Origin of the sequence: Bacillus sp. C30 (assembly GCF_040838255.1) — a bacterium.
GTDB lineage: Bacteria > Bacillota > Bacilli > Bacillales > Bacillaceae_G > Bacillus_A > Bacillus_A mycoides.
In genome coordinates, this window is the sequence record NZ_JBFPJH010000006.1 from 1 (window position 1) to 22001 (window position 22001).

General features: G+C 37.8%; 26 protein-coding genes. 23 read left to right on the top strand and 3 right to left on the bottom strand.

Annotated features, from left to right (window positions below; translation table 11 throughout):
* Positions 1–207: 207 nt before the first annotated feature.
* Positions 208–486 carry a DUF3935 domain-containing protein gene (locus tag AB3X49_RS01480; protein ID WP_002034899.1) on the top strand — a complete coding sequence of 93 codons (279 nt, stop codon included), beginning with the start codon at positions 208–210 and terminating at the stop codon, positions 484–486.
* Positions 487–689: 203 nt separating this feature from the next.
* Here AB3X49_RS01480 and AB3X49_RS01485 read toward each other — a convergent pair whose 3' ends face one another.
* Positions 690–1301 carry a flavin reductase family protein gene (locus tag AB3X49_RS01485; RefSeq protein WP_367960206.1) on the bottom strand — a complete coding sequence of 204 codons (612 nt, stop codon included), beginning with the start codon at positions 1299–1301 and terminating at the stop codon, positions 690–692.
* A 167-nt stretch (positions 1302–1468) separates the two neighbouring features.
* On the bottom strand, positions 1469–1855 hold the full coding sequence (locus tag AB3X49_RS01490) for a DoxX family protein (RefSeq protein ID WP_367960207.1): 387 nt from the start codon (positions 1853–1855) through the stop codon (positions 1469–1471).
* A gap of 387 nt (positions 1856–2242) precedes the next feature.
* Between AB3X49_RS01490 and AB3X49_RS01495 the strand changes: the two genes are divergently transcribed.
* The 19 genes from AB3X49_RS01495 (at position 2243) to AB3X49_RS01585 (ending at position 16811) form a co-directional block, all read left to right on the top strand.
* A complete protein-coding gene (locus tag AB3X49_RS01495; RefSeq protein ID WP_002016294.1) occupies positions 2243–2740 on the top strand; it encodes a PTS sugar transporter subunit IIA in 498 nt (165 codons plus the stop codon).
* A gap of 311 nt (positions 2741–3051) precedes the next feature.
* Entirely contained in the window at positions 3052–3492 is a 441-nt protein-coding gene (locus AB3X49_RS01500; RefSeq protein ID WP_002130066.1) for a low molecular weight protein arginine phosphatase, read from the top strand.
* Between the two features lie 96 nt (positions 3493–3588).
* Complete coding sequence (gene rpiB, locus AB3X49_RS01505) at positions 3589–4032, top strand: ribose 5-phosphate isomerase B (RefSeq protein ID WP_000869917.1); 444 nt, start codon at positions 3589–3591, stop codon at positions 4030–4032.
* A gap of 66 nt (positions 4033–4098) precedes the next feature.
* Positions 4099–4671, top strand: coding sequence for a TIGR01440 family protein (locus tag AB3X49_RS01510; RefSeq protein ID WP_002130064.1), 573 nt, complete (start codon positions 4099–4101; stop codon positions 4669–4671).
* Positions 4672–4924: 253 nt separating this feature from the next.
* Positions 4925–6166 carry a serine hydroxymethyltransferase gene (gene glyA, locus AB3X49_RS01515; protein ID WP_002016291.1) on the top strand — a complete coding sequence of 414 codons (1242 nt, stop codon included), beginning with the start codon at positions 4925–4927 and terminating at the stop codon, positions 6164–6166.
* A gap of 272 nt (positions 6167–6438) precedes the next feature.
* Positions 6439–7068, top strand: a complete 630-nt coding sequence (upp, locus tag AB3X49_RS01520) for a uracil phosphoribosyltransferase (protein WP_002034907.1) — start codon at positions 6439–6441, stop codon at positions 7066–7068.
* A gap of 375 nt (positions 7069–7443) precedes the next feature.
* The gene (locus AB3X49_RS01525; RefSeq protein ID WP_033707905.1) at positions 7444–7557 is read left to right on the top strand and encodes a DUF4024 domain-containing protein; all 114 of its coding nucleotides are present in this window, start codon (positions 7444–7446) and stop codon (positions 7555–7557) included.
* A 26-nt stretch (positions 7558–7583) separates the two neighbouring features.
* Positions 7584–7808: an AtpZ/AtpI family protein gene (locus AB3X49_RS01530; protein ID WP_002089742.1), complete on the top strand. Its 225-nt coding sequence runs from the start codon at positions 7584–7586 to the stop codon at positions 7806–7808.
* Entirely contained in the window at positions 7808–8200 is a 393-nt protein-coding gene (locus tag AB3X49_RS01535) for an ATP synthase subunit I (RefSeq protein WP_002016288.1), read from the top strand. Before AB3X49_RS01530 ends, AB3X49_RS01535 begins: the two co-directional genes overlap by 1 nt.
* A 7-nt stretch (positions 8201–8207) precedes the next feature.
* Positions 8208–8927 carry a F0F1 ATP synthase subunit A gene (gene atpB, locus AB3X49_RS01540; RefSeq protein WP_367960208.1) on the top strand — a complete coding sequence of 240 codons (720 nt, stop codon included), beginning with the start codon at positions 8208–8210 and terminating at the stop codon, positions 8925–8927.
* Between the two features lie 56 nt (positions 8928–8983).
* Positions 8984–9202: a F0F1 ATP synthase subunit C gene (atpE, locus tag AB3X49_RS01545; protein WP_000052064.1), complete on the top strand. Its 219-nt coding sequence runs from the start codon at positions 8984–8986 to the stop codon at positions 9200–9202.
* A 129-nt stretch (positions 9203–9331) separates the two neighbouring features.
* Complete coding sequence (atpF, locus tag AB3X49_RS01550; protein WP_002016287.1) at positions 9332–9838, top strand: F0F1 ATP synthase subunit B; 507 nt, start codon at positions 9332–9334, stop codon at positions 9836–9838.
* A complete protein-coding gene (gene atpH, locus AB3X49_RS01555; RefSeq protein WP_002130060.1) occupies positions 9835–10377 on the top strand; it encodes a F0F1 ATP synthase subunit delta in 543 nt (180 codons plus the stop codon). The genes atpF and atpH overlap by 4 nt, the downstream gene beginning before the upstream one ends.
* An 11-nt stretch (positions 10378–10388) precedes the next feature.
* Positions 10389–11897 (top strand): F0F1 ATP synthase subunit alpha, encoded by a 1509-nt coding sequence (gene atpA / locus AB3X49_RS01560; protein ID WP_002016284.1) that lies wholly within the window; start codon positions 10389–10391, stop codon positions 11895–11897.
* Positions 11898–12111: 214 nt separating this feature from the next.
* The gene (gene atpG, locus AB3X49_RS01565; RefSeq protein WP_002016283.1) at positions 12112–12972 is read left to right on the top strand and encodes a F0F1 ATP synthase subunit gamma; all 861 of its coding nucleotides are present in this window, start codon (positions 12112–12114) and stop codon (positions 12970–12972) included.
* 194 nt (positions 12973–13166) lie between these two features.
* On the top strand, positions 13167–14576 hold the full coding sequence (gene atpD / locus AB3X49_RS01570) for a F0F1 ATP synthase subunit beta (RefSeq protein WP_002139020.1): 1410 nt from the start codon (positions 13167–13169) through the stop codon (positions 14574–14576).
* Positions 14577–14596: 20 nt separating this feature from the next.
* Positions 14597–14998: a F0F1 ATP synthase subunit epsilon gene (gene atpC, locus AB3X49_RS01575; RefSeq protein WP_002016279.1), complete on the top strand. Its 402-nt coding sequence runs from the start codon at positions 14597–14599 to the stop codon at positions 14996–14998.
* Between the two features lie 329 nt (positions 14999–15327).
* The gene (locus AB3X49_RS01580; RefSeq protein ID WP_367960210.1) at positions 15328–16113 is read left to right on the top strand and encodes a DUF975 family protein; all 786 of its coding nucleotides are present in this window, start codon (positions 15328–15330) and stop codon (positions 16111–16113) included.
* A 44-nt stretch (positions 16114–16157) separates the two neighbouring features.
* Positions 16158–16811, top strand: a complete 654-nt coding sequence (locus tag AB3X49_RS01585) for a DUF975 family protein (protein ID WP_367960211.1) — start codon at positions 16158–16160, stop codon at positions 16809–16811.
* Positions 16812–16828: 17 nt separating this feature from the next.
* Here AB3X49_RS01585 and AB3X49_RS01590 read toward each other — a convergent pair whose 3' ends face one another.
* Positions 16829–19558 carry an EAL domain-containing protein gene (locus tag AB3X49_RS01590; protein WP_002167329.1) on the bottom strand — a complete coding sequence of 910 codons (2730 nt, stop codon included), beginning with the start codon at positions 19556–19558 and terminating at the stop codon, positions 16829–16831.
* Between the two features lie 306 nt (positions 19559–19864).
* Here AB3X49_RS01590 and nuoA point away from each other — a divergent pair, with 306 nt between their 5' ends.
* The 3 genes from nuoA to AB3X49_RS01605 are packed head-to-tail and all read left to right on the top strand — an operon-like array spanning position 19865 to position 21998.
* Positions 19865–20233 (top strand): NADH-quinone oxidoreductase subunit NuoA, encoded by a 369-nt coding sequence (gene nuoA / locus AB3X49_RS01595; protein WP_000179270.1) that lies wholly within the window; start codon positions 19865–19867, stop codon positions 20231–20233.
* Complete coding sequence (nuoB, locus tag AB3X49_RS01600) at positions 20224–20742, top strand: NADH-quinone oxidoreductase subunit NuoB (protein WP_002089729.1); 519 nt, start codon at positions 20224–20226, stop codon at positions 20740–20742. Before nuoA ends, nuoB begins: the two co-directional genes overlap by 10 nt.
* Complete coding sequence (locus AB3X49_RS01605) at positions 20739–21998, top strand: NADH-quinone oxidoreductase subunit C (protein WP_367960212.1); 1260 nt, start codon at positions 20739–20741, stop codon at positions 21996–21998. The genes nuoB and AB3X49_RS01605 overlap by 4 nt, the downstream gene beginning before the upstream one ends.
* Positions 21999–22001: the final 3 nt, after the last annotated feature.

Consider the following 22001-nt stretch of genomic DNA (forward strand, 5'->3'; position numbering starts at 1 on the left):
AGGAATCATCCTTTTTACATAGATTATACCCTAGATTTTAGACAGGTTCTAAGAAGACTTATAATATTGGGTGTTATTTTGCAAATTTCGATGTTAGGTTGGATTAAGTTAATTCGTGAATGGTGAGATAGTTCCTTTCTGTGCATAGTTTCGTTTGTACTATATTGATCACACTAAAAAATTACAAATATAGAAAGGATGAGATGAATGACGAGATTGAAGCAAGTTTTTGGTATTATTATTAGTTTTTTTGTTTTTTGGTTCAGTATGCTCGGTGTACAAATGTTTGCTGAGTTTTTAGATATTGAGTCATTGAAGTTTGTTGCAGGAAAATCGGAGGCGGCGCGTACTTTTTATTCTCCGTATCCGTTTTTAATTGTTTTCCTTATTACGTTACTTTCCTTATATTTCTTTGTAATAAAGCTTGGTAGATCTAAAAAAGAGAAATTCCCGGCATTAGAGGAGAAGAACGAAGAATTACGATAAAAAATCCCCCGCTTTCAGCGGGGGGTTATGTTTAGGTGATGGAAGTGAACGGGCCCCTTGCGCTTTTAGGGGATATATCCAGTTCCAGTGGCCAGCTTCACCTCCTAGGCCCTTGAGTCTAAGAACCTTCCCCACGAGAAGATAAAAAGCATCTTCTGTGAGGAAGAACCTTAGCCACCGGGCCTGGGCAGTCGGTTCCGCCTTTAAATGGGCCTCACTAATTCAAATTGTTCTCCTAGTTTTGCGTAGTTGTGTCCTGCTAGGCGGCTTATTGGTTTTAGTTCTTCGGCGTGAATTCGACCGTTTTCGTATAAGTGTTCAGCGACGTGAAAGCGAACGACGCGGCCGATTAGTAGGTCACAAGCTGGCGAGTCTTCGGTTCCGCCGAGTGGGATAGCGCGTTCTAATATGCACTCCATTCGAATGTTTGCTTCTTTAACCCCTGGTACTGAAATGACATCACTGTCAATCGGTGTTAGTTTTACTAATTCGATTTCACTTTCATTAGGAGGTAGGTTCGCTGCTGTTTCGTTGATCGCTTCTACGTAAGATTCATCAGAAATATGTACGACAAATTCCCCTTTTTCTATTGCGTTTCTGGAAGTGTCTTTCGGTTTTCCTTCTTTGCGTTGTACTGAAACTGAGATAAGTGGTGGATTGGCAGCGACGATATTGAAATAACTATATGGCGCACCGTTCAATACGCCATCTTTAGTTACAGAAGTAACGAATGCAACAGGACGTGGAATGATACTTCCTGTTAGTAATTTGTAATTATCTTTTTCGGTTTGTTCGTTTGGATTAATGGATAACATGTTGTAATCCCCTTTCTAAATATGAATACTTATTGTTCCTTTACAAGATATCAATGGGAATCTCCTGCTGAAAATAATATTTTTTTGATGATGTAAAAAAAAGAGATTACCTCGATTGTACTGAAGTAATCTCTTTTTTGGTAAATATCTTGAAATAGAGATAAATATTAAAGTAAAACGTAAGCGCCAGGTCCAATTAAAGCTACACCGATAGCGACAGCCATTAACATTAAATTATATTCGAATCCGTTTTGTGTTACCCAGTAACCATTTTTTCCGTGAACTGTGAAAATTGCTACTAACATTGTTCCTACGATAAATAAAGAACCAACTACAGTGAAAATACCTGCTGCGAATAAGAAACCACCTAATAGTTCAGTTGCGCCAGCCATAAATGCCATAAATACACCAGGACGTAAGCCGATTGACTCCATCCAGCCGCCAGTTCCCTTTAAGCCGTAACCGCCGAACCAACCAAATAATTTTTGAGCACCATGACCCATGAATGTAATTCCTATAATAAGACGAATAATAAGAAGACCGATATCCATCATTTTAAAAAACCTCCTAAAAGTTATTAACTTATCTTATGTAAGTAATAATAAAATAGTTACTTACTTTAGTCAAGTGGATTTCAACAAAAATTTGAAAGGAATTTTACAAATTAACAACAAAAAATAAAATGTAGTAAAGACCTCTAGACAAGTAAGTGAAAAAAAGAGAAAATATAAGTAGAAGTTAACTTCTCATTGTTATTCAGACAATCAGAATTGACTGGAATTTTGTGAAGCGCTACAATAAGAGTCTAGTAGTAATGACATGATTTATTTCGAAAGAGTTTTTACAGTATAACATTCGAAGTATGAAGTCTTACGTGTATTTCGATCTTGAATAGAGATTGCCCTATAAACTTTTAGGTAAATTATAAGGAGGACTATCCTATGTTTAAAAAATTATTCGGTTTTGGTTCAAAAACAAATGAAGAAACAATCGTAGCTCCATTAACTGGAGCAGTGAAAAATATTGAAGAAGTACCGGATCCAGTATTCGCTGGTCGTATGATGGGTGACGGTGTTGCGATCGATCCTACTGAAGGTGTAGTTGTATCTCCAGTTGATGGTGAAATCGTACAATTATTCCACACGAAACATGCTATTGGAATTAAAGCGAAAAACGGTACAGAAATTTTAATCCACGTTGGATTAGAAACTGTAAAAATGGAAGGTGAAGGTTTCGAAGCTCACGTTTCTGAAGGACAAGCTGTAAAAGCTGGAGATAAATTAATCTCATTCGACTTAGAATTGATTCGTGAAAAAGCGAAAAGCACAATTACTCCAATCGTTATTACAAACACAGATGCAGCTGAGTCTATTAAGACAACTGTAGGTGTAACAGCTACAAAAGGTTCAACAGAAGTAATGAAAGTTACAATGAAATAATTATTTGATAGAAGGAATCCGTTTCATATGAAATGGATTCCTTATTTTGTTTCGTAGTGTGTTCATTATGTATGGTAAAATACTTTGGGCACTTGGAAATAGGGTTTCATATATGTGGATAAGGCGCATTTTTCTTAGAAAAAATATAAGAGAAATGCGCCTTTCGTATATTCACATTCCTTTTGTTCTATTCTAATGTACGCTATGATAAAGTGAAACTTTAATGAGTGGAGGGTGTTCATCCCCCGCTGATTATTAGCCTTCACCAATCGGGATAAATGTAGGAAACAGAAAAAAAGGGGTGGGTTTAGATGAAACGGGTGTTATTTGTTTGCACTGGAAATACATGCCGTAGTCCGATGGCTGAGGCTTTGCTTCGTCATTATGGAGAAGGTAAATTTGAAGTGCAATCTGCTGGTGTCTTCGCCTATCCTGGAAGCGATGTGTCGATACATGCAAAGGAAGCTTTAGCTGAAAAAGGAATTGTAATCGATCATGCCGCGCAGCAGGTAAACGATACTTTGGTTGATTGGGCGGATATTGTAGTAACAATGACGGAAAACCATAAGCAAATTGTACTTGGGTATTATCCGAGCGTGGAAAAGAAATTGGATACATTATATGGATTAACTGAGGGTGTAAGTAAGGATATTTCAGATCCATTTGGCGGATCGCTTTCTATTTATAAAGAAACGTTAGAAGAGATGGAAAAACTTGTACAAACTTTACTGAAAAAACATTCAGAAGGTTGATGTTTCGTGTATAATACGATATTGGAGATCACTTTGTTCCATTAAGGTAGCGAGTGTGAAATGAAGATAATTGATTGAAACTTCGGAGGGGTAAAAATGAAAGTAGTAGTAGCATCTGATCACGGCGGTATGAATATCCGTAAAGAACTTGTAAGTTTATTAGAAGAGTTAAATATTGAATATATTGATTTAGGTTGTGAATGTGAAGCTGGTTCTGTTGATTACCCTGATTTTGCGTTTCCAGCAGCAGAAATGGTCGCGAATGGTGAAGTGGATCGTGGTATTTTAGTTTGCGGGACAGGCATTGGCATGTCAATCGCAGCAAACAAAGTAAATGGTATTCGTTGTGCATTAGTTCATGATACTTTCAGTGCGAAAGCGACGAGAGAGCATAATGACACTAACATGTTAGCGATGGGCGAGCGTGTAATTGGAGCTGGTCTAGCGCGTGATATCGCGAAAATTTGGCTAACAACTGACTATGAAGGTGGCCGTCACGAAAACCGCGTAGGAAAAATTAAAACGTACGAAACAAAGTAATAGATTCTAACTATAAGTAGTATGAAATATAATTTGGTGAACCAACCTGTGAAAGGAAGAGGCGTAATGACAGAAATCGTAAAGGTAAGAGAACAGCTACAAATGTCGCTTTCTGATTTCCAAGAACAAGCCACGCTGCAAAGTGGTCAAATTTTTGTAGTGGGGTGTAGCACGAGCGAAGTGCTAGGTGAAAGAATTGGAACATCAGGAACGATGGAAGTGGCAGAGGCGATTTTTTCTGAATTAAAACAATTTCAAGAGAGAACAGGTATTGAATTGGCGTTTCAATGTTGTGAGCATTTAAATCGTGCTTTAGTAGTTGAGAGAGATGTAGCGATGAAATATCAATTTGAAATTGTAACAGTTACGCCTGTTAGATCAGCAGGTGGTGCATTAGCGACGTATGCGTATCACAATTTTAAAGATCCGGTAGTAATTGAGTTTATTAAAGCAGATGCAGGAATGGATATCGGCGATACATTTATCGGTATGCATTTAAAGCATGTAGCTGTACCGGTTCGTACAAGTGTGAAGGAAATAGGAAGTGCGCATGTAACGATGGCGAAAACACGTGGGAAACTAATAGGTGGAGCGCGTGCTGTTTATGCGGCAAATGAAGAAGCTATTCCTTGCCGTTAAACATGAAAAATTATAAAGTCTTATAACAGCTGTATATCGAAAGGTAAAAGGTATGTAGTCTGACCTTATAATAGAAGAAAGAAAAGACCAATTTTGGTCTTTTTTTTTCTTTTATGATATAGAAAGTCATGTTAGAATGTAGTTGAAAACATGAAGGTTCGAAAGAATTACAACCTGAATTTTCGTTTTTTCTGAATAAATGAGAAAAAACTATTGGGAATTGATGTAATTCGTTCAGAAAAGGGGGATTTTGGTGAATCATTTAAAACGTCAAGATGAAAAGGTATTTGCTGCAATTGAGGCAGAACTAGGAAGACAGCGTTCAAAGATCGAGTTAATTGCTTCGGAAAACTTCGTAAGTGAAGCAGTAATGGAGGCGCAAGGTTCTGTTCTAACGAATAAGTATGCTGAAGGATATCCTGGAAAACGTTACTATGGTGGTTGTGAACACGTAGACGTAGTAGAAGATATCGCACGTGATCGCGCGAAAGAAATTTTTGGCGCAGAGCATGTAAATGTTCAACCACATTCTGGTGCACAAGCGAACATGGCAGTATACTTTACGATTTTAGAGCAAGGCGATACAGTACTTGGTATGAATTTATCTCATGGTGGTCACTTAACACACGGAAGCCCTGTTAACTTCAGTGGAGTACAATATAATTTCGTAGAATATGGCGTGGATGCTGAATCTCACCGTATTAATTACGATGATGTATTAGCAAAAGCGAAAGAACATAAACCAAAATTAATCGTTGCAGGTGCAAGTGCATATCCTCGTGTTATCGATTTCAAACGATTCCGTGAGATTGCAGATGAAGTGGGTGCATACTTTATGGTTGATATGGCACATATCGCTGGTTTAGTAGCTGCTGGTTTACATCCAAACCCAGTACCACATGCACATTTCGTTACAACGACAACACATAAAACATTACGTGGTCCACGTGGCGGTATGATTTTATGTGAAGAGCAATTTGCAAAACAAATTGATAAATCAATCTTCCCTGGTATTCAAGGTGGCCCACTTATGCACGTAATTGCTGCAAAAGCTGTTGCATTTGGTGAGACACTACAAGATGAGTTTAAAACATATGCACAACATATCATTAATAATGCGAACCGCTTAGCTGAAGGTCTTCAAAAAGAAGGACTTACACTTGTTTCTGGTGGAACAGACAATCATTTAATCTTGATTGATGTTCGTAACTTAGAAATTACAGGTAAAGTAGCAGAGCACGTATTAGATGAAGTTGGTATTACAGTGAACAAAAATACAATTCCATTTGAAACAGCAAGCCCATTTGTAACAAGCGGCGTACGTATCGGTACAGCAGCTGTAACATCTCGTGGTTTCGGTTTAGAAGAAATGGATGAAATTGCGGCACTTATTGCTTATACATTAAAAAATCATGAGAATGAAGTTGCATTAGAAGAAGCAAGTAAGCGTGTAGAAGCGTTAACGAGCAAATTCCCAATGTATACAGATCTATAATAGATTGAAAAAGACTGCTGAAACGTAATTGTTTTGGCAGTCTTTTTTGTGGACATATATTATTTTTAAAGTATGTATACAAATGATGAATAAATTTTGGCGATATAATGAAGGATACAGCTCCCATAATTGGTAAAGATACTAGATAGATTCATCGCAAAATCATGATTTTGCCAAATTTGCCCTTGAATATTAGTAGCGTTTTCTTTACAATCGTAAATAGTGTAAAGAAGCGTGTAAATGCATGAATATCATCTAAAGGAGAGATTCACATGGGAAAACTGTATGTATTTGATCACCCGTTAATTCAACATAAGATTACATATATTCGCGATAAGAATACAGGTACGAAAGATTTTCGTGAATTAGTGGACGAAGTAGCAAGCTTAATGGCTTTCGAGATTACTCGTGACCTTCCACTTGAAGACATTGAAATTGAAACGCCTGTAAGCAAAGCGACAACAAAAGTGATCGCTGGTAAAAAACTTGGTTTAATTCCGATTTTACGTGCAGGTTTAGGAATGGTTGATGGAATTCTGAAATTAATTCCAGCAGCAAAAGTAGGACACGTTGGTTTATACCGTGACCCTGAAACATTGCAACCGGTAGAATACTATGTGAAACTTCCAACGGATGTAGAAGAGCGTGACTTTATCGTACTAGATCCGATGCTAGCAACAGGTGGTTCTGCGGCTGAAGCAATTAATTCTCTGAAAAAGCGCGGTGCAAAGCAAATTAAATTAATGTGTATCGTAGCTGCTCCAGAAGGAGTAAAAGTAGTGCAGGAAGAGCATCCTGATGTTGATATTTATGTAGCGGCATTAGATGAGAAGTTAAATGACCATGGTTATGTAGTTCCAGGTCTTGGTGATGCTGGTGACCGTTTATTCGGAACGAAGTAAGACAACAGACGAGAGGGGGATTCCCCGCTCGTTTTTTTTTCGCCCTCAGCGCACGGGGGAGGGGGAGATAAATATACAGGGTATATACAACATAAGTTATATACACATCACATATAATATAGAAGTCTTACGTCTCGGGGACACTATATTATGGAAGAAAAGCGCTATATCTTAAAAATATAATAGTGACAAACTTGTGAACATTTTCTTCTATTATAAAGAGAAAACTGTTAGAAATTGCATATCTCTAACCAGTATTTAGAAGGGGAACGTTTTCATTTTTGGGAGGAAATGCCTAATACTCAAATTTTTTGATTTTTTACGATTTCTCGTTGACACTGTTAATACCCTATTGTATGCTAACAACGGGGATAGATGGTAGGGCTTTCAGTGACAAAAATGCATCTATTCAGTGACGAAAATGTAAACTTTTTATTTTGTATAGAATTTATGCAGAAAAATGAGTTATTATTAACACATCGTGAATGAGGGTTACATATTGGAGGGATGAATCCTTGCAAAAAAACGATCGCAGCCATATAAAAGCGTATGCTTTAATGTCAGGAATACTTGCTCAGTTAGTTGGTTCTATTCTTATTGGAATCTTTGGTGGGCAATGGATTGATAATAAGGTTGGAACGTTTCCGTTGTTTCTTATTATAGGGTTATTACTCGGGTTAGGAACAGGGGTATACGCAATGATTCGACTCATTCAACATTACTATTCGGGAGAGCAATGATGATAGACGTACATGGACTTGTCCAAAGACAAAAGAAATATATGTACTACTTGCTTGCGCTTCTAGTGCTAGGATGGGGAATTACCTCTTACAAGGATGTATTTCTTGGGCTGATTATCGGAACGATTTTCAGTTTTCTTAGTTTGCGCATCATTGCACGTAGAACAGACAAGCTATTAGATCGCGTAACAAATGGAGAAAACGTGAAGTTTAAGGCGACAGCGGTAAGTACATATTCAAGATTCGCCACGATTGGGTTATTAATTTTATTTGCAGCCAAATATCAAGAGTTAATTGCGATGTGGGGCTTAGGTGTAGGATTGCTGACAGGATACCTTGTCATGATCATAGATTTTCTTTATTTAGAGTATACGAGCAGGGAAGAGAGGTGAATTACTAGTGGAACACGGTAAATTAGTTGAATTTCTAGGTTTAACGTTCGATTTGTCATCAGTTATGATGGTTACTGTAGCAGCAGTTATTGTTTTCTTAATCGCTGTTATCGGAACTCGCAGCTTAGCGCTTTGCCCAACCGGGATGCAAAACTTCATGGAATGGGTGTTTGACTTCGTGAAAGGGATTATCAATAGTACGATGGATTGGAAAACAGGTGGACGTTTCTTAACGCTTGGCGTTACGCTTATCATGTTTATCATCGTATCGAACTTCCTTGGTTTACCATTCATGTATTCAACAGTTGAGGCTGGCGAACATATTGCATGGTGGAGATCACCAACGTCTGATCCAGCAGTTGCATTAACATTAGCCGTGATGGTAGTTACCCTCACCCATTATTATGGAATTAAGATGAAGGGTACGAAAGAATATGTTAAAGGTTATTTCCAACCTATGAAATTCTTATTCCCATTAAAGGTTATTGAGGAGTTTGCTAACACATTAACGTTAGGTCTTCGTTTATTTGGTAACATTTACGCAGGTGAAATCTTATTAGGATTACTTGCTAAGTTAGGCGGGGCATCATTCTTAGGAGCATTAGGTGCACTTGTACCGATGTTAGCATGGATGGGATTCAGCGTATTCGTTGGTTCAATCCAGTCATTTATTTTCGTAATGTTAACGATGGTTTATATGGCTCATAAAGTAAGCCATGACCATTAATATAATTTAAGTAAGAAAAAATTTATTTTTTTATAATACAAAGGAGGACAAATTAAATGAGTTTAGGTGTAATCGCAGCTGCAATTGCAATTGGTTTATCAGCATTAGGTGCAGGTATTGGTAATGGTCTTATCGTATCACGTACAATCGAAGGTGTTGCTCGTCAACCAGAATTAAAAGGCGCACTTCAAACAATTATGTTCATCGGGGTTGCATTAGTTGAGGCACTTCCAATTATCGGTGTAGTTATTGCTTTCATCGTAATGAACAAATAAGGGAGACTCCCCTTACATAGATGGCGAAGAGTGTTTTTCCGAACTTTCTTCGCCATTGCTTTATGAACGAAACGTATGTCTTTTTTTTTCATATGATCAATTTAGATATTTTGAAGGGAGTGAATCCTTGTGCCAACTTTATTATTAGGGGCTTCCATTCCATTTGGAACGATTGCTTATACATTGTTCATTTTCTTACTTCTATTAGTAATGCTACGCAAATTCGCGTGGGGTCCTTTAATGGGAATTATGAAAGAACGTGAAGAGCATGTTACTAATGAAATCGACGCTGCAGAAAGAAGTAATGCTGAAGCGAAGAAATTAGTAGAAGAACAACGTGAAATGTTAAAACAATCGCGTGTTGAAGCACAAGAGTTAATCGAAAGAGCGAAGAAACAAGCTGTAGATCAAAAGGATGTTATTGTTGCTGCTGCGAAAGAAGAAGCAGAATCAATTAAAACATCTGCTGTACAAGAAATTCAACGCGAAAAAGAGCAAGCGATTGCTGCTTTACAAGAACAAGTTGCTTCTTTATCTGTTCATATTGCTTCTAAAGTAATTGAAAAAGAATTAAAAGAAGAAGATCAAGTGAAGTTAATTCGCGATTATATTAAAGAAGTAGGAGAAGCGCGATGAGCAATGGGATTGTAGCAAAACGTTATGCTGTCGCTCTTTTCAAAATTGCAAAAGAAAAACACGTATTAGAAATGTTTGAAGAGGAATTACGCCTTGTACAAAACGTTTTTACAAAGAACGGAGAACTACATAGCTTTTTAACGCAACCGAACATTTCAAAAGAGCAGAAGAAAACGTTTCTTGCAAACGTATTCGCATCTGTTTCTGAATCTATTTTAAATACGTTATATATTTTAATTGATAACAAGCGTATTGATATCCTACCTGAAATTGCAAATGAATATGTTGTTCTTGCTAATGAAGAACGTAACGTAGCGGATGCAACTGTATATTCTATTCGTCTTCTATCGGAAGAAGAAAAACTTAACATTGCAGAAGCATTTGCAAAAAAAACAGGAAAAGATGCAATTCGCGTGAAAAATGTTGTGGATGAAGATTTACTAGGCGGCATTAAAGTACGTATTGGAAATCGCATTTACGACGGAAGCTTACAAGGAAAATTAGCACGTATTCAGCGTGAATTAATGAAGAATAGATAGGGGTGAAGCACATGAGCATCAGAGCTGAAGAAATTAGCGCACTGATAAAGCAACAAATCGAGAACTATCAGTCTGAAATCGAAGTTAGTGATGTTGGTACAGTTATCCAAGTTGGTGACGGTATTGCGCGTGCTCATGGTCTTGATAACGTTATGGCTGGTGAACTTGTAGAGTTCTCTAATGGCGTTATGGGACTAGCACAAAACTTAGAGGAAAACAACGTAGGTATCATTATTTTAGGACCTTACACAGAAATCCGTGAAGGTGACGAAGTTCGTCGTACTGGTCGCATCATGCAAGTACCAGTAGGAAAAGAACTAATCGGTCGTGTTGTAAACCCATTAGGTCAACCAGTTGATGGTTTAGGCCCAATCAATACAACAAACACTCGTCCAATCGAAAGTCCAGCACCAGGTGTAATGGATCGTAAATCTGTTCATGAACCACTTCAAACAGGTATTAAAGCGATCGATGCTCTTGTACCAATTGGCCGTGGTCAACGTGAGTTAATCATCGGTGACCGCCAAACAGGTAAAACAGCAGTTGCACTTGATACGATCATTAACCAAAAAGATGAAGATATGATTTGTATCTATGTAGCTATCGGACAAAAAGAATCAACAGTACGTAACGTAGTAGAAACACTACGTAAGCACGGTGCATTAGATTACACAATCGTTGTAACTGCATCGGCTTCTCAACCAGCTCCATTATTATACCTAGCTCCTTACGCTGGTGTAACAATGGGTGAAGAGTTCATGTACAATGGTAAACACGTATTAGTAGTATATGATGACTTATCAAAACAAGCAGCGGCTTACCGTGAGCTTTCATTACTATTACGTCGTCCTCCAGGTCGTGAAGCATATCCAGGGGATGTATTCTACTTACATTCTCGCTTATTAGAGCGTGCAGCAAAATTAAGTGATGCAAGAGGCGGCGGTTCTTTAACTGCACTACCTTTCATCGAAACACAAGCAGGGGACGTATCAGCTTACATCCCAACAAACGTAATTTCTATTACGGATGGACAAATCTTCTTACAATCTGACCTATTCTTCTCTGGCGTACGTCCAGCAATCGATGCGGGTACTTCTGTATCTCGTGTAGGTGGATCAGCTCAGATTAAAGCGATGAGTAAAGTATCAGGTACACTTCGTCTTGACCTTGCATCTTATCGTGAGTTAGAAGCGTTCGCTCAGTTCGGTTCTGACCTTGATAAAGCAACACAAGCGAAATTAAACCGTGGTGCTCGTACAGTTGAGGTATTAAAACAAGGATTACACAAACCGTTACGTGTAGAGAAACAAGTTATCATTCTTTACGCTTTAACACGTGGATTCCTAGATGATATCCCAGTAGTAGATATCACTCGTTTCGAAGAAGAATTCCATGCTTGGTTAGATTCAAATGCAACTGACTTATTAAGCGAAATTCGCACAACTAAGAAACTTGCGGATGACGACAAATTTGCAGCAGCTATTAATGGATTTAAAAAAGTATTCGTAGCTTCTGAGTAATAAATAAAAGCGGAAGCGGCTCGTTCAGGCTGCTGAAGCTAGATAATATATAAAGGCATCTCAGCTTTTGAGATTGCTGACGGTTATGTAAAGGAAAAGAGTAGGTGCACCTATTCTTTTCCTTCAATCATGAGCAAGAATATCTTGCAACGTAGATTAGGAAGAGGATTCTTACTAATCGTGCCAACTTCCGGAAAAAAGGTGGTGAAAACCTGTGGCATCTTTACGCGATATAAAAGCGAAGATTAACTCGACAAAGAAAACGAGTCAAATTACGAAAGCGATGGAGATGGTATCTGCATCTAAGTTAAACCGTGCAGAACAAAATGCTAAATCTTTCGTTCCGTATATGGAAAAGATTCAAGAAGTAGTAGCGAGCATTGCGCAAGGAAGTAAAGGGATTAATCATCCAATGCTAAATGCGCGTCCTGTAAAGCGTACAGGGTACATCGTTATTACATCTGATCGCGGACTAGCAGGTGGTTATAACAGTAACGTATTACGTACAGTAAGTAACGTAATTCGTGAACGTCATAATATGGATTCAAACCAATATTCAATTATTGTGCTTGGACGACTAGGACGTGATTATTTAAAACGTCGCGGCTTTAACATCATTGATGAAGTAGTTGGATTATCTGACCACCCATCATTTACTGATATTAAAGATATTGCTTCTCGAGCAATTGCGATGTTCGCAGATGGTGCTTATGATGAGCTGTATATTTACTACAATCATTATGTAAGTAAAATTTCACAAGAAGTAACGGAAAATAAAATTTTACCGCTTACGGATGTGGCGTCTGATAAACCGACGACAGCTTATGAATTCGAACCTTCTGAAGAAGAAATTTTAAAAGTATTATTGCCACAATACGCAGAAAGCTTAGTGTACGGTGCATTACTAGACGGTAAAGCAAGTGAGCACGCGGCGCGTATGACAGCAATGAAGAGTGCTACAGACAACGCAATGGAAGTTATCGATTCACTTACACTTTCATTCAACCGTGCGCGTCAAGCAGCGATTACGCAAGAAATTACGGAAATCGTTGGTGGAGTAGCAGCGTTAGAATAGTATTAAAAAGCGTAGGTGGCTTGCTCAGAAGGGGTGAAATGACCGACCCTTCTAGCCACCGGAACTAGATTCAATAAAAAGCGGAAGCGGTTCGTCCAGAACAGGAGAGTCGCGTAAGCTATAAACTAATAAAAATTAAAAGCCGACTTCTCTTAGAAAGCTGGCTAATTAAAAGAAAGCTAGGAGGGAACCCGATGAATAAAGGGCGCGTTACGCAAATCATGGGTCCGGTTGTAGACGTTAAGTTTGATGGCGGAAAGCTACCAGAAATCTACAACGCCCTTACGGTAAAACAAAGCAACGAAAACGGAGCAAGCATTAACTTAACATTTGAAGTTGCACTTCATTTAGGTGATGACACAGTTCGTACAGTTGCAATGTCTTCCACAGATGGACTTGTTCGTGGCACAGAAGTAGAAGATACTGGTAAAGCAATCTCTGTACCAGTTGGTGATGCAACACTTGGTCGTGTATTTAACGTATTAGGTGATGCAATTGACTTAGATGGTGATGTTCCTGCGGATGTACGTCGTGATCCAATTCACCGTCAAGCGCCTGCATTCGAAGAGTTATCTACTAAAGTAGAAATTCTTGAAACTGGTATTAAAGTAGTAGACTTACTTGCTCCTTACATTAAGGGTGGTAAGATCGGTCTATTCGGTGGTGCCGGTGTAGGTAAAACAGTATTAATTCAGGAATTAATTAACAACATCGCACAAGAGCACGGTGGTATCTCTGTATTCGCTGGTGTAGGTGAGCGTACTCGTGAAGGTAACGACTTATACCACGAAATGAGTGATTCCGGCGTAATTAAGAAAACTGCGATGGTATTCGGACAAATGAACGAGCCACCTGGAGCACGTCAACGTGTTGCATTAACAGGTTTAACAATGGCTGAACATTTCCGTGATGAGCAAGGACAAGACGTACTATTGTTCATCGATAACATCTTCCGTTTCACGCAAGCGGGTTCTGAAGTATCTGCCCTTCTTGGTCGTATGCCATCTGCGGTAGGTTACCAGCCAACACTTGCAACAGAAATGGGTCAATTACAAGAGCGTATTACATCTACAAATAAAGGATCTATCACGTCTATCCAAGCGGTATACGTACCAGCCGATGACTATACGGATCCAGCACCAGCTACAACGTTCGCTCACTTAGATGCAACAACAAACTTAGAGCGTCGTTTAACACAAATGGGTATTTACCCAGCCGTAGATCCATTAGCATCTACATCTCGTGCGCTTTCTCCAGAAATCGTAGGAGAAGAGCATTATGGAGTAGCTCGTCAAGTACAGCAAACTTTACAGCGTTATAAAGAGCTTCAAGATATCATCGCTATCTTAGGTATGGATGAGTTATCTGAAGAAGATAAGTTAGTTGTACATCGTGCTCGTCGTATTCAATTCTTCTTATCACAAAACTTCCACGTAGCTGAACAGTTTACAGGTCAAAAAGGTTCTTACGTACCTGTAAAAAATACAGTTAGTGGTTTCAAAGAAATTCTAGAAGGAAAATATGATGACCTTCCAGAAGATGCGTTCCGTCTTGTTGGTAGCATTGAAGAAGTTATTGAAAACGCGAAGAAAATGATGGCGTAAGGCCTTAGGAGGGACGAATTATGAAGACATTTCCAGTCAGTATTGTAACTCCTGATGGACCGGTTTACGAAAAAGAAGTAGAAATGGTAAGCGTAAAAGCAGAGAGTGGGGAAATGGGGATCTTACCAGGTCACATTCCAACTGTTGCACCTTTAAAAATTAGTGCGGTTCGTCTGAAAAATGGTGGGCACACTGATTATGTAGCAGTAAGCGGTGGCTTTATCGAAGTTCGTCCAGATAAAGTAACTGTATTATCATCATCTGCTGAAGAAGCAAACCATATCGATATCCATCGTGCAAATGAATCGAAACGTCGCGCTGAGCAACGTATGCAAGATAAACAAGCGCATGTTGACTTTAGACGTGCAGAAATGGCCTTGCAGCGTGCTGTGAACCGTTTAAACGTTTCTGATATGAAGTAAAAAAATCCGTAAGGGCTCTTGCCTTTACGGATTTTTTGTTATGGATATAAATAATAAGAGGAAAAAAAGCCTCTCTTTAGGTAGGAGAGAGCATCTAGCCGTGCATAGAAGCGGTCAGAGCCTTTTTTTGCCCCATGCCAAGTGAAAATCAAGAAATAAAAAGAACTGCAGGTTCGTTTTTTGTTATGCATAGATGTGTTTTATTTAAATGTCGAAACTGAAACTCAATTTAATAGATAGAATAAACTGACAAAATTGGTATAATTATATTGTTGTTTGTATAAGTAGAAAATATATAACAATTTATATTTCATAAAGGAGATGAACAAATGATCGGTGAAATGAAACGAGAAGCATTGTACTCTTTAAAGGGAAAATGGGGACTAGGTGTTGGATCAACGATTTTACATATTATTTTAAGTTATGTTGTTTCAATGGCTGCAATGCTTATACTTTTAATTCCAGGAATTATTATATTTTTCTTAGTTGTTGGTTTAGCGGGTTCAATTGAAGAGGAAGCGATATCAGTCGGGGCAGGTATTACATTTGGAATTTTTTATTGCATAATGATCATTTTGAGTAATGCATCTTATGGTATTACATCATACGGTTATACGAATGTGTTGCTACAAATTAGTAAACGAGAAGATGCTAGAGTAGATTATTTATTTGAAGGATTTCGTGCCTTTAAAAGAGTGATGAAAACAATGTGGGCTATGCTTGCGATTTTGTTATATACAGGTACGTGGATTCCGATGTTGTTACTAGGTGTATTCGCGTTTTTTGGTGAGGAAGGGAATGTATCGTTAACAATTGCTTTCTTTGTACTATTAGCTATTTCGATTGTTGTAATGATTGTGATGTATTTTTCTTATGCGATGACGTATTATGTTATGGTTGAAAATCCAGATTATAGCGTTTCACAGGCGATGAAAGAAAGTAAGAACTTTATGAAGGGGCATAAACTAGATTTATTTCTTTTATGGCTTAGCTTCATAGGATGGGCTATTTTAGCAATTCTTACTCTTGGAATAGGATTTCTTTGGCTTAGTCCATATGTAGGTACAACGACAGCACATTTTTATCGCTATATTGCAAAAGGTGAATTGCAGTAGGAACATGCTATACTAATAGAATTATTACGTATTGGAGGCTAATTATGATTAGTGATTTAAAAGGAGAAGCACTAGATTCACTAGAAGGAAAATGGGGCTTAGCTGTTGGGGCAACATTACTTATTTCGATTCTTATTTCAGCTTTTAGTTTTAGTGTTGATTTCATTTTCTCGCAGGTTTGGGATTGGAAAGAAGTAGATAACTCACTTTCAGTAGATGTTATTACAATATTGATGGTAGGTCCATTAACGCTAGGTGGTTATTGTTTAGCACTATATATAATTCGTGAAAAAGAAGCGCGTATTGGGCATATATTCAGATGGTTTACGGAAGGAAGTAAGTTTATAAAGTCATTTTTATTATATATAGTAGTAAACATTTATATTTTCTTATGGTGCTTACTATTTATTATTCCGGGCATTATTAAATCATTTTCTTATGCGATGACGTATTTTATTATAAATGATCATCCTGAGTATTCAATAAATCAAGCTATTACAGAAAGTCGTCGTATGATGGCTGGACATAAGATGGAGTATTTCATTTTATGTTTAAGTTTTATTGGTTGGTTTATATTAAGTTGTATTACATTAGGGATTGGATTTTTATGGTTGATTCCATATTTTTATACAACGACAGCAGCTTTTTACGAAGAGATTGCAGAAGAATATTACGAAAAAAGAATTCCGGCACTTTAAAAAACACCCAGTGTGAACTATTGGTTCATACTGGGTGTTTTTTGTAGGAATTTTATAAACTGTTTACTTGTTAGAGGTTTACTGAAATAGTAACCTTGCATGTATTTACAGTTGTTTTTTTGCAGAAACTTAAGCTGTTTTTCTGTTTCAATTCCTTCAGCAACGACAGAGAGATTTAAAGTATTTGCAAGGGAAAGGATAGTGGAAACGATGGCTCTTTCTTCAGGCCGATGATCGGCTAGTTGTGTAAATTCTTTTGGTACTTTTAATGTATCGATAGGGAAAATTGATAAATAAGCAAGAGAAGAGTAGCCGGTACCGAAGTCATCAATGGACGTTTGAATACCATATTCTTTTAATTGCTTTAGTCTCGATAATGTTTCTTTTTCATCAATCATCGCAATTCGTTCTGTTAGTTCAAGTGTTACATCTTTCGGGTCAATTTTAACGTCCTTTAGTATTTGTGAAATATTTTCGATTAATTGATTTTGTTGAAATTCTTTCGCTGATAAATTGACACTCATTTTTAAGTTTGTGTATCCAAAACTTTGCCATATTTTTAGTTGACGACAAGACTCTCGTAGCACCCAATGCCCAAGTGGGATGACCTGCGGAGTCTCTTCCACAATTGGAATGAACTCACATGGTGAAATGTCACCTAATAGTGGATGTTTCCAACGGATTAAAGCTTCGGCACCGATGATTTTATTCGTTGTAATGTCAACTTGTGGTTGATAGACGAGAAAGAATTCTTTATTTACTAAAGCAAGTGGTAAATCTTTTTCAATTCGAGCTTTTCGCTCCATTTTTTTATATAACTCTTTCGTATAAAGTGAGCTACCATTCTTTCCTTTATTTTTGGTTTCGTACATGGCCATATCAGCATGTTGTAAAATAGATAACGGATCTTCGCCTGCTTCTGGGTATATTGCAATCCCGATACTTGGCGAGATTTGTAAATGCTGATTTTCAATTTCGAATGGCTCATTCATAGATAGTACAATCATATCAGCTATTTTTTGTACATCTCTATCTTCTTTATAATCTTCTATAAGAATTGTGAATTCATCCCCAGCTAACCGAGCAAGTTTCATATTTGACGTCGATATTCGTTCTAGTCTTTTTGCTACAGCAATTAAAAGAAGATCTCCTACCCGGTGACCGAGAGTATCGTTAATAACTTTAAAACGGTCTAAATCGAGAAACATAACAGCAAAAGGTCTTTTTGATATTTTTGCTCGTGCAATTGCCTTTTCTAACTGTTGATGAAATGAACGGCGATTCGCAAGTTCTGTTAAAGTATCGTGATATGCTAGGAAATTAATTTGCTCTTGTTGCTGCTTGCTTTCTGTAATATCTTTAATCATTAAATAGGCCCCAGAAATATGTTCCTTTAAAAAGATGGGAACAGCTGTAACATGTAAGTAGTAAATATCTCTATTTTTATGATATGCCCGTATTTCTAAAGAAATAGATTTCCCTTTTTTCACGTGATGAAAGGCATTAATGATTTCTTCCAAATCTTGTTCATACATAAGTGAATAGTATGGTTGGTTTAATAATTCATTCGTTTGATAACCGAGTAAAGTAGTTCCAGCGTTGTTCACATTGAGAAAATTACCGTACAAATCTAATGTGAAAATTGGATCTGGATGATGCTCGTATAAAGATTTAAACATTTGTTGGTTATGATATAACTCATTTTTTTGTTCTACTAAATCTTCTGTACGTAGTTCGATTTGTTTCTCGAGTTCTAAGCTGAATTGCATTTGTGCTAGCAATAATATTTTATTTTGTCTTCGAACTAACGTATGGCGTATGAGAACGAAGGCGAAAGTTACCATAAGTCCAATTACTACGATAGGTGCAAAAACATTTTCGACCAATATAAAAACAATAAGCATCACGACAGAAATATACGGTAATGATAATCGGATTGATTCACCAAATTGAGGCGTTAGTAATATTTGTTCTTGTTTTTCGGGCTCTTTTGTGTGAAGTATACAAGCGATTGCTACCAATAATAAGGTTACTTGATATAATGGAGCAACTGTGAACATAGAGTGCTCAGGCTGGAAGTATTTTATATAAGCATAAATAGAATCCGTAGTAGCATACAAAATTAAAGCACTGCCAAGAAGAGCACCAACTTGCTTTGGTAGTAAGGATAATGGTCTGAATAAAAGGTTGATTCCTATTAAAAGAAAGAGTAGATCAGCCATTGGATACGTGAGTTGAACAAACATGTCGATATATGATGTTGTAAAAATATGAATGGTTCTTTCAATAAGTAAATAGTAGCTTAAAGTAAATTGAGCAGTAACAATAATACAAATATCACATATCGTAAAAAGCTGTTCCAATAAATCTCGGCCATAAATAATTTCATATAGAAAGGCAAATGCAAAGCTAATTAAAAATAATAAGTAAAAAAAGTCTGATGGATCAACGAATGTATAGTAGTCATGCAGAATTAAGCGTTGATAAGCAACTACTATATCGCCGATGAAATAAGAGAAGGATCCGATAGTTAATGTTATCCAAAACAAACGAGATAACCCTTGTTTTATATTTGAAAAATAAAATATATAACTGCAAATTGTAATATCAATTAATATGGTACTTATTCCAGTTAATATTTGAAATGGGAGTGCGTACTCATATAAAACGGACATTGATACGTAATGAATAGCTATATACAACAATGAAATGCTTATAAGAATACTTACATGTGTTTGTTTTTTCATTTATATCACCCACTGTATATACATAAGAACCACCTTTTTGTAGTTTATGTTTTTTATGATTGCTTGAAAACATATAGAATTTCTATATTTATTTTACACATTTATAATGAGTTGTAAAAATAGATTTGCTCAGCAAGTATTAATTGTTGTTTCTGTTCCCAATATATCGACATAGGAATTTGAAGTTTGCTATAATGAATTAAATAGTTGCATTATTTAGAAAAATTTAAAAATAATAAATAATGCAAGTAAGACATATTGTTTACTATGTGAACTTGTTCTTAATTCAGGGGGGAGGGTTTCACAATGGCAAGTGTATATGAAAATAGTTATATGATCGTTTTGATTTTCTTGCTATTAGGTATATTGCTGCCGGTAGTGGCTCTTACATTAGGGAAAATGCTGCGTCCAAACAAACCGAGTGCAGCGAAAGCGACGACGTATGAGAGTGGAATTGAGCCTTTTCATGATGCAAATATTCGGTTTCATGCTCGTTATTACATTTTCGCTTTATTGTTCGTCATCTTTGATGTAGAAACTTTATTTTTATACCCATGGGCTGTTGCATATGACAAGCTTGGTTTATTTGCACTGATTGAAATGCTCATTTTTGTTGTGATGTTGCTAGTTGGATTAGCGTATGCTTGGAAAAAGAAGGTGTTACAATGGTTATAAATTTTGAGGAATTACACCCACAGGAGCGAGCGGAATTAGAAAGGAATATCTTTTTTTCTACATTGGAACAGTTGAAGGGATGGGCGCGGAGCAACTCTTTATGGCCGATGACATTTGGACTGGCATGCTGTGCGATTGAAATGATGGGAGTAGGCTCATCACATTACGATTTAGATCGATTTGGGTCATTTTTTCGGACTTCACCAAGACAATCGGACGTCATGATTGTGTCAGGAACGGTAACGAAGAAAATGGCACCTATTGTTCGGCGCCTATATGATCAAATGCCTGAACCGAAGTGGGTAATTGCGATGGGATCTTGTGCAACGGCCGGTGGTCCGTATGTGAATTCGTATGCTGTTGTGAAAGGTGTAGATCAAATTGTACCAGTTGATGTGTATATTCCTGGATGCCCTCCAAATCCTGCTGCTTTAATTTATGGAATTAATAAATTAAAAGAAAAAATTCGTTACGAGGCGAGGACCGGGAAGCAGGTGACGAATAAATGAGTGATCCAAATAAAGACTTAGAAAGTATGAAAAGAGAAGCAGCCCGTCATGCGAAAGAGGAAGCGCGAAAACGTCTTGCTGCGAAACATGGGGCGGAAATGTCTAAACTTGAAGGAGAACATCGAGAAAAAGAGAAAGCGCTACCAAAAGATAAGGGGATTAATGTAGAAGAAGCGAAGGTGGAGGCCGCAGCAGCTGCAAAAGCAAAAGCAAAAGCAGCGGTATTAGCGAAGCAAAAGCGAGAAGGATCAGAAGAAGTAACGGACGAAGAAAAAGCGAAAGCGAAGGAAAAGGCCGCAGCAGCCGCAAAAGCAAAAGCAGCGGTATTAGCGAAGCAAAAGCGGGAAGGATCAGAAGAAGTAACGGACGAAGAAAAAGCGAAAGCGAAGGCGAAAGCTGCAGCAGCTGCCAAAGCAAAAGCAGCGGCATTAGCGAAGCAAAAGCGAGAAGGATCAGAAGAAGTAACGGACGAAGAAAAAGCGAAAGCGAAGGAAAAGGCCGCAGCAGCCGCAAAAGCAAAAGCAGCGGTATTAGCGAAGCAGAAGCGAGAAGGATCAGAAGAAGTAACGGACGAAGAAAAAGCTAAAGCGAAGGCCGTAGCAGCTGCCAAAGCAAAAGCAGCAGCGTTAGCGAAGCAGAAAGCCTCACAAGGTGAGTTGGATTCTGGAGATGAGAAAGCAAAGGCAATTGCAGCCGCGAAAGCGAAAGCCGCTGCTGCGGCAAGGGCAAAGGGATCTGTAAATAAGATAGAAGACGAACTGCAGCAGGAAGAACCATCAGTTAACCAACCATATTTAAATCGCTATGTGGAGGTTGTTAAGGAGAGGGTAGGAGAATATGCATTAGTAGATTCCTATATTAATAAGCTTTCAAAAGATGTTCCAACGCTTGTGGCGGAGCCTTCGAAATATTATGAAGTGATGGAGTTAATGCGATTGCATGAGGGACTTGCTTTTGATTATATGTCAGAGCTACATGCGACGGATTTTGTGACACATATGGAAGTATACGTTCATTTATTTTCATATGGAAAGAAACAGTCAGTAGCAGTGAAGGTAAAGCTGGATAGGGAAGCGCCGCAAGTACAATCGGTGACGCCGCTTTGGAAAGGGGCAGATTGGCCGGAGCGTGAAGCGTATGATTTGCTCGGTATTGTATTTGAAGGTCATCCTAATTTATCTCGCATTTTAATGCCGGATGATTGGGTGGGGTATCCGCTTAGGAAGGATTATGAACCGTATGATGTGGAGGTGTAGCTT